This window comes from Ruegeria sp. YKSF131, from assembly GCF_059612645.1.
The window spans coordinates 1-13,704 of the sequence record NZ_JBXWQZ010000031.1 but is presented as its reverse complement, the minus strand read 5'-3'; the positions used below and the strand labels follow the sequence as shown (position 1 = coordinate 13,704).

Genomic DNA, 13,704 nt, shown 5'->3' with positions numbered 1-13,704 from the left:
GACCCCGTTACCTTTCCCGATCAAATCCATCGGGCTTGAGCGGGGATAGCAACCCCGCCCCTCAGGTGCAAGGGATCAGCAACACCCGCCAGAAGCGACAGATGCACCCATGGCTTCAAACGGGCTTTCGCCACCACAGCCTTCGAAAATACCATAATGGGTCGAAAAATCGCCGATAAAGTCAAAATGACGGGCAAATCGCGTTTCTTTCAGCATCATCCAGGTATTGCCGCAAACCGGAAACACCTTGCCGGCTTCTATAACGTGGTGGTCATCCAGACCAAATTCATGCGGTGCGTTTGGCACGGTTCCCTTATAGATCACGGCTTGCCCATAATCTTCACAAGCCGGTTCCAATGCAGGTAGTTTGAACAGACGGTATGTCGCGGACAGGAACTTCAACGGCGCAACACGCTCTTCCAGTACGGGATTTTCGATCGTCAGCGGACGATGTGTCACGCGGCGCGGGTCGCCGAAACCGGCCGTTCGAGCCATTGACAGGAAATCATTCCAATAAAGCGCGCCGGACAGGCACTCGCCATAAAGAACTTCGTCTTCGGCCATCGCCTGCGGAATACGGCGGTCTGCATAGACATCCGAGAAATACATCTCGCCGCCCTCTTTCAACAACCTATGTGCGCCGCGCAGAACCGCATTCTTATCCGTGGCCAGGTTGATGACACAGTTCGAGACGATGATATCGAACGATCCGGGTTCCAGATCAAGCTCATCCAGTTTTTCTATATAGCCGTGATGGAATTCCACATTGCTGCGGGCATATCCAAATGCCTCGGCGTGATAATCCTGATGCGCGCGGGCGACGTCCAGTTGTTCGGGCGTCATGTCGACACCCACTACCCGGCCCGTCTTACCGACCATGACGGACAAGGCATATACATCCCGCCCGGCCCCACACCCCAGATCTAGGATCGACATGCCTTCAAGGTCAAGTGGGGCAATCAGACCGCAGCCATAGTAGCGAGACAGAACGTCGTCATGAATCTTTGAAAGGATCTTTTTGACATGGTCGGGCATGTCGTCAGGCGTGCAGCACGCATTGGTCTGCAAGTCAGCACTGCTTTGCAGGACTTCACCATAATAGTTCTGCACCGATTCATGTTTCATCGCGCTTTTCCCTCGCAAATGGTCATGTACGAGCTAATGCAGCCGCCGGGGGTTCGCAATCCGGGGAAGGCGTTTTTGACGAAAGCGTGAGCGGTCCCGCGCGGTTTTACCCAAGCAGGTCGAAGTCCACGCCTGCACGAATTTTGCCATTTACCTGAACCTCCAGCCGGTGCGCGCCGGGAACCAACTTGAACGTTGTGGCATCACCCTTCAACTTGTGGCGTTTTTCCAGCGTCAGTTTCCCGTTCTTCAAAGCCGCCTGCTTCAACTTGTGCACCTTGGCTGAGATTTTCCCGCCAGGTCTTTGAAAATGAATGATATAGTCAACCAGAACTTGCAGCTCTCCGACCCCTTTCAAAGCGACGGAAAAGGCCAGAGCGTCACCAATCTGAGCTTCCGAATTAAGGTTGACCGCGACCTCGATGTCCGCGTCCGGGTCATAGCCTAACATCTTCATTGCTTCGGGATGCCCCGCTTTCACAAGCCCGCGCAGGGTGTGTGACGTCATCCAGTCCAGTTCGTCCTGAGTCTGATGACCCTGGTTGCGCCACGCCTTCAGACGATCCAATACCAGATCCGGGTCTTTCTTGGTGATGTCATTCAGGTGATTGGATACGGACCGGGTGACATATCGCGTCGCATCTATGTGCAAATTGTCCAGCAACGGCAGCGGGTCCTGCAAACCCAATCCAACCGCCTGCCCCCATGGCAATCGGGGGCGCGTGCCTTCGCTGACCAACCTGCGCACATGGTAACTGTCATGAGAGCACCAGTCCTGCATCCGCCTCAATACCCGGTCCGGGTCGTGGTTAAGGAACGGTCGGATTGCCCATTCCATGGAAAACCTCTGTGTCAGTTCCTCCATCACGTCCAATGCCAGATCGGTATGCTCAAGTCCTATGGTCGCCACCCACTCACCGACCGGCGCAAAGATGAAATCGCCAAAGTCGTCATCCGTCTTCGTCGGGTCCAAAGGTGCAGGCAAGGCACGCAGGATCGTCGGGGCAACAGCAGGCAAATCACCGGGTACCGCCTGTTGCAGGCATGTGGCGATCCAGATGATCCGATCCTTCAGCTCTAACTCCAGCAATCGCGACATGACCGCAGATCGGAATGCCGGGGCATCAAATTCTGCATGAGAATCGGAAAACAAACCGCTGAGATAATTTACTTTCTCAGCGTTGAACATCTGATCTTTCAACGAAAACCCTTGTGCCATGGTCACATCGTCAAATTGGTTGCGCCACCATCCAGTAGAATGTTCTGACCAACGATGAACCCCGCATGATGAGAGCACAGGAACGCGCAGGCAGCCCCGAATTCCTGCCGTGTTCCATAGCGTCGCGCGGGAATGGTTGCCGAACGGTTTGCGCGTGCGTCTTCGATCGAGATGCCTTGCTGGGAAGCCACGCCGCTGTCCAGCGCATCCGCACGATCCGTAGCGTGAATGCCGGGCAGCAGGTTGTTGATGGTCACGCCATGCGGTGCAACCTGGCGTGAAGTTCCTGCGACATATCCGGTCAAACCCGTGCGGGCTGCATTCGAAAGCCCCAGCACCGCAATTGGCGCGCGCACGGATTGTGAGGTGACGTTCACCACCCGCCCCCAACCTTTGTCCATCATTCCGGGAAGCAGCGCTTTCATGAACGCAATGGGGGTCAACATATTGGCATCCAGCGCCTTGATGAAATCATCACGCTCCCAATCCGACCATAACCCCGGCGGCGGTCCACCGGCATTTGTCACAAGAATATCAACGCCCTGCGCCGCTTCGATCACCTTCGCCTGCCCTTCCGCAGTCGTCACGTCACAAGCGACTGTTTGTACCTCGACGCCATGCTCTGACCTGAGGCGTGCCGCCTCGCTCTCCAAAGCGTCCGAACCACGCGCATTCATCACAAGATTTACGCCAGCCTCAGCCAAAGCCTCGGCACAGCCCAAACCCAGCCCTTTGCTGCTGGCACAGACCAGCGCGCGCTTTCCTTTTATGCCAAGATCCATCGGATCCTCCCTGTCAGTCATTGCCGCATGTCTAGCATCGGCCAGACAGGGAAGACCAGAAATGGCTTGGGATCAGTAGAAGAACTCTTCCCGCACGATCTTGCCATCTGCGACGTGATAGACACCCACTTCACGCATATCGAAGGCTTCGCCGGTTTCCTTTACCTTGCCCTGCACTTCGAAAATCACCGCAAAACGGTCTTCGCCGTGTACAAACGGATCGCTGACCGAAGCGCCCGAAACCTCGTGGGCGCCTTCCCACCATTCATGTTTGCCTCGGATCGCATCACGCCCCTGTATTTCGCGCCCCATGCCTGAGTAATCGACCGCTTCAACAGAAACTGCGTCTGACGCATACAATTTCTCAAGATTTTCCTTGGCGCGGTCCTCGCGGCAGCCGGCCACCAACTCGTTGGCAATCTCTTTCAAATCCATTGGTCTTCTCCACAATTTGTTCACTATATGTTCTTATTGCCACAAGCCTATGATTCGAACCAGCCCCTTTGTCTTGCTTCGGCAGGATTCCCCGCCTATACGCGCGGTCATGCTTGATACCTCGAACCAACCTACCCTGCCGCCCGAGATTGCCCGTCGCCGGACATTCGCCATCATCTCGCACCCGGATGCGGGCAAGACGACGCTGACGGAAAAGTTCCTGCTTTACGGGGGAGCCATTCAGATGGCTGGTCAGGTGCGCGCCAAGGGCGAGGCACGGCGGACACGCTCGGACTTCATGCAGATGGAGAAGGATCGCGGCATCTCGGTCTCGGCCTCGGCAATGTCTTTCGATTACGGGAATTTCCGGTTCAATCTGGTGGACACGCCCGGCCACAGCGATTTCTCGGAAGATACCTACCGCACGCTGACGGCCGTGGATGCGGCCGTGATGGTGATCGACGGCGCGAAGGGTGTCGAAAGCCAGACGCAAAAGCTGTTCGAGGTCTGCCGCCTGCGCGATCTGCCGATCCTGACATTTTGTAACAAGATGGACCGAGAAAGCCGCGATACGTTCGAGATCATCGACGAAATTCAAGAGATGCTGGCCATCGACGTCTCCCCCGCCGCGTGGCCGATTGGCGTGGGTCGCGATTTTATCGGCTGTTACGACATGCTGCGTGACCGGCTGGAGCTGATGGACCGCGCCGACCGCAACAAGGTGGCCGAGAGCATCGAAATTAACGGGCTTGATGACCCGAAACTGTCGGAACATGTTCCTGCGCATCTGCTGGAAAAGCTGCTGGAAGAGGTTGAGATGGCGCGCGAGTTGCTGCCCGCGCTGAACCCGCAGGCGGTGCTTGAAGGGCATATGACCCCGATCTGGTTCGGCTCGGCCATCAACTCGTTCGGCGTCAAGGAACTGATGGAAGGCATCGGCGCATATGGCCCACAGCCGCAGGTGCAATCAGCCGAACCCCGCCAGATCTCGCCGGATGAAAAGAAGGTCGCAGGCTTTGTTTTCAAAGTGCAGGCCAATATGGACCCCAAGCATCGCGACCGGGTGGCATTTGTCCGCATGGCATCAGGCCATTTCAAACGCGGCATGAAACTGACCCATGTGCGGTCGAAGAAACCGATGGCGATTTCAAACCCAGTGCTGTTTCTGGCATCTGACCGGGAACTGGCTGAAGAGGCCTGGGCCGGAGACATCATTGGCATTCCCAACCACGGCCAGCTGCGCATCGGTGACACGCTGACCGAAGGTGAGGCGCTGCGCGTCACCGGCATCCCCTCTTTCGCGCCGGAACTGCTGCAAGGCGTCCGTGCGGGTGATCCGATGAAGGCCAAGCATCTGGAAAAGGCCCTAATGCAGTTTGCCGAAGAAGGCGCGGCAAAGGTGTTCAAACCTTCAATTGGGTCAGGCTTTATCGTGGGTGTCGTCGGCGCGCTGCAATTCGAGGTGCTCGCCAGCCGGATCGAGATGGAATACGGCTTGCCTGTGCGTTTCGAGGCGTCTCAGTTCACCTCGGCCCGCTGGGTCAGCGGTGACAAGGCTGAGGTCGAAAAGTTTGTGAATGCAAACAAGCAGCACATCGCGCACGACCATGACGGCGACATTGTCTATCTGACCCGGCTGCAATGGGACATCGACCGGGTGGTTCGGGACTATCCCGCCCTGAATCTGACCGCCACCAAAGAGATGATGGTGTGATCCAACTGACTGATTGCACAGCCGAGTCAGCCTGTGCAATTCTGCGCGCATGAACAAGGATGAACTGACTTTCCTCGGCGGTCTTCCAGACATGCTGGACAGGTATGAGAACCGGCGCAGCCCGTTTCAGTTCGGCACCACCTCTTTGCCTGACCTTGACATTGACCTTATTGAACTGGCCGGTCGAACATTGCCCGAAAGTGCGACTGTGCCCCCGCCGAAGCCCAGTACAAGTTGGGATCGCAAGCGTGCTCAGATTGCGCGGGAATTTGTCGGAAACTCGGAACTTGCCTTCCTGAATGCCCAGCTGATCTCGAACTTGCGAAAGCGGTCCTTCCCGCGTCACGCCCCGCTTCTGTTTTGTCGCCTTTGGGACGAACAGTCGGACCACCTTCTGTCCACGCTTGATTTGCGATGGCTGGTCTCGTCGGTTCAGACCTTTGCGGACCACGGTCAAACTGCAACTCAGCGCGAGGTTGGTCACGCTTTGCGCATGTTGTTCGGCATGATGAAGCTATATGAGTTCGAAAGGCGCTTTTCGGGGCTGACCCCGGAAACACCGTTTCAACACCAGAATTTGAGAAGTGTCCCGCTGCCCTTTCAGATGAAAGGGTTTTCCCTTGGAAGTGGCGGACTGGATGTCAATCTGATTGCTCCGGTCTGGACCAAGGCCCTAAGCGATACCACCATCGCGCCGCTGGTCGATCACTTGATGACCGAGCTCAACAGAGATCCCGGCGGTATCTTTCGGCGCCTGAAACGCATGCGCGAAGTGCGCGCGCAGCGCACATGACCACATGGGGTGTCGTGTCGATGGTCAGGGGCCCGACCGAAGATGTCCTTCGGTTCGTGGCCCATCACCTCGATCTGGGCGCCGAGACCATCTATATCTATCTGGATGAACCGAACCAGCGCACGTTCGAGGCGCTGAAGGCACATCCCGGTGTTTGCGTAATGGTTTGCGATGACGCCTATTGGCAAAAGCTAAAACGCACGCGACCGGAAAAGCACCAAGTTCGCCAATCGGTCAACGCGACATACACCTATCGCGACACGCACCTGGATTGGCTGGTCCATATCGATGTTGACGAGTTTCTGTGGTCGCCGACCCCAATCTCGGATGTGTTGCGCGATATTCCGGACAAGGTTCACGCCGCCCGTGTCCGCCCAATCGAGGCGCTGGCAGGCGGTGAAGACCTGTACAAGGCTCATGTGCCACAAAGCCCGGCCCGTACAGAGTTGATTGAGATGCTTTATCCCAACTATGGGGCTTTCGTCCTTGGCGGGTTCCTAAGCCATGTACAGGGCAAGTTGTTTGTGCGCACGGGATTGAAACGTCTGAGTTTTCGTATCCACAACCTGTTTCAGAACGGGAAATTGCTACCGTGCAAATACGAGCTTGCTCAGGTCGATCTATGCCACCGCCACGCGCCGGACTGGGATCACTGGATCGCACATTATCCGTTCCGCATGGATCGCGGCTCGTATCAGGCTGGTATGGCCCCGAATGCCCCGCGCGAGATGGGGGGGCTGAACAAGAATGAATTGCTCAGCTGGATTGAATGCGAACACGGCGAGGATGGGCTGCGCGCGTTCTTCAACGAGATGAGCGGCGCTGACCCAGAAGTCCGCGCCCGGCTGGAGCAGAATGGGCTGATCCGCCACCGCGCATTGAATCTGGACGGGAAACTGGCGAAACACTTTCCCGGAAGCTGCTGAATTGTTGCGCAAAACTCGAACCTGTTTCAATCAAACCAAGATGCTGCGGTCTTCATTTGACCCCGACCCACGTATTTGTTATGTCCGCGTCCAAGCCGATATGCCGCATCACGGGCATGGCCATCCGGGCCCGGCACATCTTATACGCGCGGGCCAGGTCAAGTGTCCGCATTAAACCGGACTTACATGACAAAATTTAACGAACTGAACCTGAACCCGAAGGTCCTCAAAGCCATTGAGGAAGCCGGATACGAAACCCCAACTCCGATCCAGGCAGGTGCGATTCCACCCGCATTGGAAGGGCGCGATGTTTTGGGCATTGCCCAGACTGGTACTGGCAAAACCGCCAGCTTTGTTCTGCCGATGATCACACTGTTGGCCCGCGGTCGCGCACGTGCACGTATGCCACGTTCGTTGGTTTTATGCCCCACGCGTGAGCTGGCAGCGCAGGTAGCGGAGAACTTCGACACCTACACCAAGCACCTGAAACTGACCAAAGCACTGTTGATCGGCGGCGTCAGCTTCAAGGAACAGGATGCCCTGATCGACCGGGGCGTCGACGTACTGATCGCCACGCCGGGCCGTCTTCTGGATCATTTCGAGCGCGGCAAACTGTTGCTGACCGGTGTTCAGATCATGGTGGTGGATGAGGCGGACCGGATGCTGGATATGGGGTTCATCCCCGATATCGAGCGCATCTTCTCACTGACACCATTCACCCGGCAGACCCTGTTCTTCTCAGCGACAATGGCATCCGAGATCGAGCGGATCACCGATACGTTCCTGTCGGCCCCTGCCCGGATCGAAGTGGCCCGCCAGGCCACCGCATCCGAAACCATCGAACAGAGCGTCGTCATGTTCAAAGGTGGGCGCCGTGACCGCGAGGCCAGCAACAAGCGCGGCCTTCTGCGCGCGCTGATCGATGCCGAAGGTGACAAATGCACCAACGCGATCATCTTCTGCAACCGCAAGACAGATGTGGATATCTGCGCCAAGTCGCTGAAGAAATACGGTTACGACGCCGCCGCCATCCATGGCGATCTGGACCAGTCGCAGCGGATGAAAACATTGGATGGATTCCGTGACGGGTCCTTGCGCCTGCTGGTCGCCTCAGACGTGGCGGCACGCGGTCTGGATGTTCCGGCTGTCAGCCATGTGTTCAACTTCGACGTCCCCAGCCACCCCGAGGATTATGTGCACCGCATTGGCCGCACCGGTCGCGCCGGGCGCGAAGGCAAGGCCATCACAATCTGCTCGGGACGCGACGAAAAAGCACTGGTTGCGATCGAAAAGCTGATCCAGAAAGACATCCCGCGCATAGACAACCCGGTTCAGGAAGAGCCCAAGCCCGAACAGCCGAAGCCCGAGAAGAAGGCCAAGGCCCCCGAAAGCATGAAAGAAGGTAAAAAATATCGTGAGCCGAAGGGGCACAGTCGTGGGCGCAAGGAAGGCACCGGCCAGGCCGTCGTGGGCATGGGAGATCACCTGCCCAGCTTCATCGCGCTTAGCTTTGACGAACGTCGCGCCAGCTAGATTGCCAGCACAAGCGCTAAAATCGAGAACCCAAGCAACATCATCCCGGCGATCTCGCGCCGGGTGATCGTTTCTCGGAAGAATAGGATCGAAGCCATGAGGCTAAAGATCAACTCTACCTGCCCCAGAGCTTTGACGTAAGCCGCATTCTGCAAGGTGAAGGCCCAGAACCAGCAAAACGAGCCACCGAGGCTGGTCAGGCCGACGAACACTCCGGTATTCCGCGTCTGCCAGACTGCGTGCAGTTCTGCGCGGTCGCGCCACAGCAGCCATATTCCCATGCTGGTAAACTGGAATGTCACCACCGCTGCCAGTGTTACCAGCGCCCGGAACCACGCATCGATATCGCCCAGTTGCAGTGAAGCCCCACGATAGCTGACGGCGGAAAACGCAAACAAAACACCTGATCCAAGCCCCAATTGCGAAGCCCGATTGGTCAGATGGCGCCACCAGGGTCCGTCCCCTCCGGGTGTTTTTGACAACAAAAGCACAGCCATCAACCCCAACAGGATCGCGAACAATGCGCCGCGCGATACACTGTCCCCCAGGATCAAAAAGCCAACAATCGCGGTCTGGATCACTTCGGTTTTCTTGAAGGTAATTCCAACGGCAAAATTGCGTTGTTTGAACAGCGCCACCACGCAGATCGTAGCAAGGATTTGCGCTGTCCCGCCGATGACCGCGTAAAGCCAGAACAAACTGCTGAGCCGAGGCATGCTCGCCCCAGTTATCTGCAACGCAACACATAGCCCGATAACGGCCAACGGCATAGAATAGGCAAACCGCGCAAAAGTTGCACCTGCAGCAGACAGCTTCACGCTGGCCAGGGACTTTTGCAGCATGAAACGCACAGTCTGAAAACTGGCGGCGGCTATGGTGACAGGAATCCAGAGACTCATGCCACCCGTTGTGTCGATAAATCAAGGCTTTGGCCAGAGAGGATGTGGCACAGGGTCTTTTGCGCGAACGAAATACTGCCGGAAGATCTGTGTATAGGACCGGTAAACATAAGCCTCATTGCAAGCCAAGTACCTGTCCTTTCCGTCCCGGTACAATGCAGGTAGGCGATACCAAGGAGCGGCCGGATTCATATGATGAACGACGTGCAGGTTATTGTTCAGAAAAAGAAAAGCCAAAGGTCCGCGATCTTCGATGATTACCGTGCGGGCGCGGGATTTTTCATGTGCACGATGTTCAAGAAACGTGCGGATCTTCAAAAGCGACAACCCCAGATAGGCTGCGATCAGATAGGCCCAGGCCGGCATGGCCGATTGCGCAACCACCCACAGCACCGCCGCCGCACCGGGCAAATGCAAAGCCCATCCTAGCAGGATCGCCTTGTCCCCGCGCATAAATCCACGCCATTCGTCCCGCATAAACAGAACCTGACCAAGAGCAGGACCCAACACCATCCGCCCCAACAGCGTGTTGTTCAGGCTCAAGATCATCTGCGCCAGCCGCGGCAATCCCGACCAGATATGCGGGTCCAGATAATTCGATTCCGGGTCGTCATAAGGGTCCGTCAGGGTGGCATCCTGATGATGCGCCAGATGCAGGTCCCGAAAGCGGCTATACGGAATGGCCAATGTCAACGGCAGTGCCATCAACGTCTCGTTCAGCCATTTGGCACGAAAGGGGTGCCCATGCAGGGCTTCATGCGTCAGTGACGAATGCAGAGCCGCAACGACACCCAGAGCCGGGACTGCCAACCACAAGGATGCAAGCGCCAACCAAAACAAACCGGCAAGCCATGCCGCATAACACAAGACAATCAGGAATAACGTGCCCCATTCGGGTGATTTGGGTGCAGTGGGATCAGCCATTTCGTCCCCACGAAATGTTCGCCCAGATTCTTTCGTAAATCACGTACATCGTCAGGCCGATGGCCGTGTTCACCAACGCCAGCGCCCCTCCTACAGCGGCCGAGCCTGTTGCCAACAAGCCCACCATTGTCATGATCGCCAACCCCATCGCATTCCAAACGATTGCTTTCACGACTGATCTTCGCCGCGTTTCCATTCCGAACCCCGTTCCTTTTTCTTACTCAAAAGCGTTACATCCGGACCCCAGTATTGGAAATTCTGAATATGATTAACAAAATTCAACAACAGTGATAAAAATCATGACATGCAGGGAAATATCGACAAGCGCGATCGCGCCTCCCAGTTTCGTCTCCGCCTAGCCCGCGCGATGGAAGAGCGCCATGTCAGCCAAAGTGCCCTTGCGCGCTATATTGGCGTTGACCGCTCGACCGTTTCCCAATTGCTGACAGATAATGGTGCTCGGTTGCCCAACGCACATGTTGTTGGCGGATGCGCAGCGGCGCTTGGTGTATCGGCCGACTGGTTGCTGAGCCTTTCCGACAGGCCGGAAAGCGCGGCTGAGCTTCTGGCAAGCTCGCTGACCTTTACCGAGGCCCCCCGCGCCCTTGTCGATGAACGTATCTTCGAGTGGCATCAGGAGGCCGCCGGGTACAAAATCCGCTATGTCCCGGCCACCTTGCCCGACATGCTCAAGACGCGTGCGATACTGGAATGGGAATACGCCCCGCATCTGGGCCGGACCGCTGATCAAGCCATCGGCGCGTCGGCGGATCGTCTGACTTGGATGCGCAGCGCCCAGTCGGACTATGAGATCGCCATGCCGTTATTCGAAATCGAAAGCTTTGCAAACGGCACCGGGTATTATCAAGATCTCAGCCCAGAGGTTCGGCTGGAACAGATCGATCACCTGTTGGCGCTGTGCGAACAGCTCTATCCGCGGATGCGCATCTATCTGTTTGACGCAAAACGGCTTTATTCGGCACCGGTAACGATTTTCGGCCCGCTACTCTGTGTATTCTACGCGGGAAGTCACTATATGGCCTTCCGCGACCGGGATCGGATCGAGACATTCTCACGCCATTTCGACACGCTGGTACGTGAGGCCGAAGTGGTCGCCCGGGATTTTCCAAACCACCTGCGTTGCCTCAGAACGGCGGTTTCCCGCGACGGGTGATGCAGCAGCGCTCAACCTGTGCTATTTTACTATGGCGCGAACCATAAGGCATTCCGAACACAGACGGAGGAGCACAGGAATGGACGCAATTCAAACCGCTCAATACGCACGTGCACTTTTTGCCGCCCATGGAGACCAAGCCGAGGCCGAAGCCGCGAAAAAAATGCGCGACTGCGAAGCTGCCGGGAATCGGCAAGAGGCCCAGGACTGGCAAGCGGTCCGTCGGACCATCCGCCAGATCCGTGGTCCAAACCAAGGCTGAGTTACAGTTTCGGGTCCGGGTTGACCGTGTGACCATCCACCGCGATCACCTGACCTGAAACCAGACGTGCCGCATCCGAGGCAAGGAATACTGCCATATTGGCGACATCCTGCGCTTCGACGAAGCGCCCCATTGAGGTGCCAGAGGCATAGCCCTGATAGACCTCGTCACGGGTCATGCCCTTGGCTGCGGCTTCACGGGTCAGGACGCCTTCCATCCGAGGGCCTTCAACTGCGCCCGGACAAATGGCATTGGCACGAATGCCATAGGGCCCCAACTCCATGGCCAGCGTCTTCATCAACCCAATGACGGCCCATTTTGCCGACGCATAGGGCGCACGGAACGGGTAGCCATACTGCCCGGCTGTCGACGAGGTCAGAATTATACTGCCCGCCCGCGCCGATTTCATCAGCGGCGCTGCATATTTTGCCGCCAGAAAAGCACCGTCCAGATTGACCGCGACACAAGCACGCCACGCGTCCAGATCAATTTCCTCAATAGCATTTGTCGGGCCGGCAATACCGGCATTGGCGCAGAGCACATCCAACCCGCCCGTCGACCTGATGGCGTTAAATACCGCGCGCATGTCAGCCTCGTCCGCAACATCCGCTCGGTGCCTGGTCCAATGTTCGGGCAAAGAATCCAACGCCGCCTGATCGATATCCGTGACCCGGACGTCATAGCCAACAGCGTCAAACGCCTCGGCCATGGCCCGGCCGACGCCTGACGCGCCAGCCGTCACCAGAACCCGGCGCGTCATGAAGGCTTCCTGATCGCCGCGCCTGCGCCTTCGGGGTAAGGCAACCCGGCCTGAGCCTCGGCAACCCGCGTCATAGCTACCTCAATTTCAGCAGATGGCGGGCTGGGGCGACGGGTTTCCAGACTGACATGCAGCAGAAAACTTTCGCCCGTGGCCAGCAGCTTGTCGCCCTCGTACATGCTGTGGAACACGTGCAGCTTCCTCCCCTGCCCCAACAGCATCTGCGTGCGCACGTCGATTTTGGCACCAGCATGAGCTTCATCCACATAACGGATATGGTTCTCCGCCGTGAAATAGCTGCCACCCGAGGCGATGTAATCCGCATCGCATCCAATGATTTCCATGAACCGATCGGTGGCGGCGGCAAAGGCTTCCAGATATTTCGCTTCGTTCATGTGGCCGTTGTAATCCGTCCAGTCCAGAGGAACAGCCCGCGACAGGGTCAGGATGGGCTGGCTCAGGTCCGCTTGACCCAGCGTCGGCAGCGCTCCGGGTTTCAACCGTGCATCATGTTGGTTCAGCACCGCACCCGCGCCGTAATTCTGCGCCTTGAGGGCCCGCATCATACCGACAAGGTTGTTATCGCGAATGCGCTCCAGCTCTCGGATCGAATGCATCCCGGATTGTGCGTCAGATTGATTGGCGATCAAATCGACCAGTTCGTCAGTGAACTCGGGAACATCCATCAACTTGGTCCAAGGCCATTTCAAGGCAGGCCCGAACTGCGCCATGAAATGCCGCATCCCCGCCTCGCCCCCGGCCACGCGGTAGGTTTCGAACAGACCCATCTGCGCCCAGCGGATGCCGAAACCCATACGGATGGCCTCGTCAATTTCTTCGGTTGTCGCGATGCCATCCTTGACCAGCCAAAGCGCCTCGCGCCAGACAGCTTCCAGGAACCGGTCGGCGATATGCGCATCGATCTCTTTTCGGACATGCAACGGGAAGAACCCAAGCGATTTCAACAGGTCCTGGGCCTGTTTGATCATCTCGGGCGGGTTCTTGTCCGTTGGTACAAGCTCGATCAAAGGTAGCAGGTAAACCGGGTTGAAGGGGTGCGTCACCACGATCTGCTCGGGGCGCAGCGCTCCGTCCTGAAGTTCGGACGGCTTGAACCCGCTTGTCGAGGATCCAATGATCGCGCCCGGATCGCAAGCC

15 protein-coding genes are annotated in these 13,704 nt (G+C 57.2%); 6 read left to right on the top strand and 9 right to left on the bottom strand.

Going from position 1 to position 13,704, the window contains the following annotated elements; translation table 11 throughout:
- Positions 1-75 precede the first annotated feature (75 nt).
- From AC2FLZ_RS12655 to AC2FLZ_RS12640, 4 genes are all read right to left on the bottom strand, one after another.
- On the bottom strand, positions 76-1,125 hold the full coding sequence (locus AC2FLZ_RS12655; RefSeq protein ID WP_496882233.1) for a methyltransferase domain-containing protein: 1,050 nt from the start codon (positions 1,123-1,125) through the stop codon (positions 76-78).
- A 106-nt stretch (positions 1,126-1,231) separates the two neighbouring features.
- Positions 1,232-2,344: a YhaZ family DNA alkylation repair protein gene (locus AC2FLZ_RS12650; RefSeq protein WP_496882232.1), complete on the bottom strand. Its 1,113-nt coding sequence runs from the start codon at positions 2,342-2,344 to the stop codon at positions 1,232-1,234.
- Between the two features lie 2 nt (positions 2,345-2,346).
- A complete protein-coding gene (locus AC2FLZ_RS12645; RefSeq protein WP_496882243.1) occupies positions 2,347-3,126 on the bottom strand; it encodes an SDR family oxidoreductase in 780 nt (259 codons plus the stop codon).
- 72 nt (positions 3,127-3,198) lie between these two features.
- Positions 3,199-3,561, bottom strand: coding sequence for a SnoaL-like domain-containing protein (locus AC2FLZ_RS12640; protein WP_267366520.1), 363 nt, complete (start codon positions 3,559-3,561; stop codon positions 3,199-3,201).
- A gap of 109 nt (positions 3,562-3,670) precedes the next feature.
- On the opposite strand from AC2FLZ_RS12640, the gene AC2FLZ_RS12635 reads away from it, so the two are divergent.
- The 4 genes from AC2FLZ_RS12635 to AC2FLZ_RS12620 all read left to right on the top strand — a co-directional run bounded on the left by AC2FLZ_RS12635 (position 3,671) and on the right by AC2FLZ_RS12620 (position 8,527).
- A complete protein-coding gene (locus AC2FLZ_RS12635) occupies positions 3,671-5,275 on the top strand; it encodes a peptide chain release factor 3 (protein ID WP_480493041.1) in 1,605 nt (534 codons plus the stop codon).
- A 49-nt stretch (positions 5,276-5,324) separates the two neighbouring features.
- Positions 5,325-6,068 carry a hypothetical protein gene (locus tag AC2FLZ_RS12630; RefSeq protein WP_496808743.1) on the top strand — a complete coding sequence of 248 codons (744 nt, stop codon included), beginning with the start codon at positions 5,325-5,327 and terminating at the stop codon, positions 6,066-6,068.
- Positions 6,065-6,994 (top strand): glycosyltransferase family 2 protein, encoded by a 930-nt coding sequence (locus tag AC2FLZ_RS12625; protein ID WP_496882231.1) that lies wholly within the window; start codon positions 6,065-6,067, stop codon positions 6,992-6,994. Before AC2FLZ_RS12630 ends, AC2FLZ_RS12625 begins: the two co-directional genes overlap by 4 nt.
- A 186-nt stretch (positions 6,995-7,180) precedes the next feature.
- Positions 7,181-8,527: a DEAD/DEAH box helicase gene (locus tag AC2FLZ_RS12620; protein WP_480517305.1), complete on the top strand. Its 1,347-nt coding sequence runs from the start codon at positions 7,181-7,183 to the stop codon at positions 8,525-8,527.
- Here the strand turns inward: AC2FLZ_RS12620 and AC2FLZ_RS12615 are convergent.
- The 3 genes from AC2FLZ_RS12615 to AC2FLZ_RS12605 are packed head-to-tail and all read right to left on the bottom strand — an operon-like array spanning position 8,524 to position 10,546.
- Positions 8,524-9,426: an EamA family transporter gene (locus AC2FLZ_RS12615; protein ID WP_480517307.1), complete on the bottom strand. Its 903-nt coding sequence runs from the start codon at positions 9,424-9,426 to the stop codon at positions 8,524-8,526. The two genes, AC2FLZ_RS12620 and AC2FLZ_RS12615, sit on opposite strands and share 4 nt — an antisense overlap.
- A 21-nt stretch (positions 9,427-9,447) precedes the next feature.
- Complete coding sequence (locus AC2FLZ_RS12610) at positions 9,448-10,350, bottom strand: fatty acid desaturase (protein WP_480553713.1); 903 nt, start codon at positions 10,348-10,350, stop codon at positions 9,448-9,450.
- Positions 10,343-10,546 (bottom strand): DUF2061 domain-containing protein, encoded by a 204-nt coding sequence (locus tag AC2FLZ_RS12605; protein WP_267366130.1) that lies wholly within the window; start codon positions 10,544-10,546, stop codon positions 10,343-10,345. Before AC2FLZ_RS12605 ends, AC2FLZ_RS12610 begins: the two co-directional genes overlap by 8 nt.
- Before the next feature lie 108 nt (positions 10,547-10,654).
- On the opposite strand from AC2FLZ_RS12605, the gene AC2FLZ_RS12600 reads away from it, so the two are divergent.
- On the top strand, positions 10,655-11,524 hold the full coding sequence (locus tag AC2FLZ_RS12600) for a helix-turn-helix domain-containing protein (RefSeq protein ID WP_496714814.1): 870 nt from the start codon (positions 10,655-10,657) through the stop codon (positions 11,522-11,524).
- Positions 11,525-11,603: 79 nt separating this feature from the next.
- Entirely contained in the window at positions 11,604-11,786 is a 183-nt protein-coding gene (locus AC2FLZ_RS12595; protein ID WP_480493037.1) for a hypothetical protein, read from the top strand.
- A 1-nt stretch (position 11,787) separates the two neighbouring features.
- On the opposite strand, the gene AC2FLZ_RS12590 is transcribed toward AC2FLZ_RS12595, so the two are convergent.
- Together AC2FLZ_RS12590 and AC2FLZ_RS12585 are read right to left on the bottom strand one after the other, a co-directional pair.
- Positions 11,788-12,546, bottom strand: a complete 759-nt coding sequence (locus AC2FLZ_RS12590) for an SDR family oxidoreductase (RefSeq protein ID WP_480624475.1) — start codon at positions 12,544-12,546, stop codon at positions 11,788-11,790.
- On the bottom strand, positions 12,543-13,704 hold a 1,162-nt coding region (locus tag AC2FLZ_RS12585; protein WP_496882230.1), incomplete at its 5' end, for a carnitine 3-dehydrogenase. The genes AC2FLZ_RS12590 and AC2FLZ_RS12585, both read right to left, overlap by 4 nt.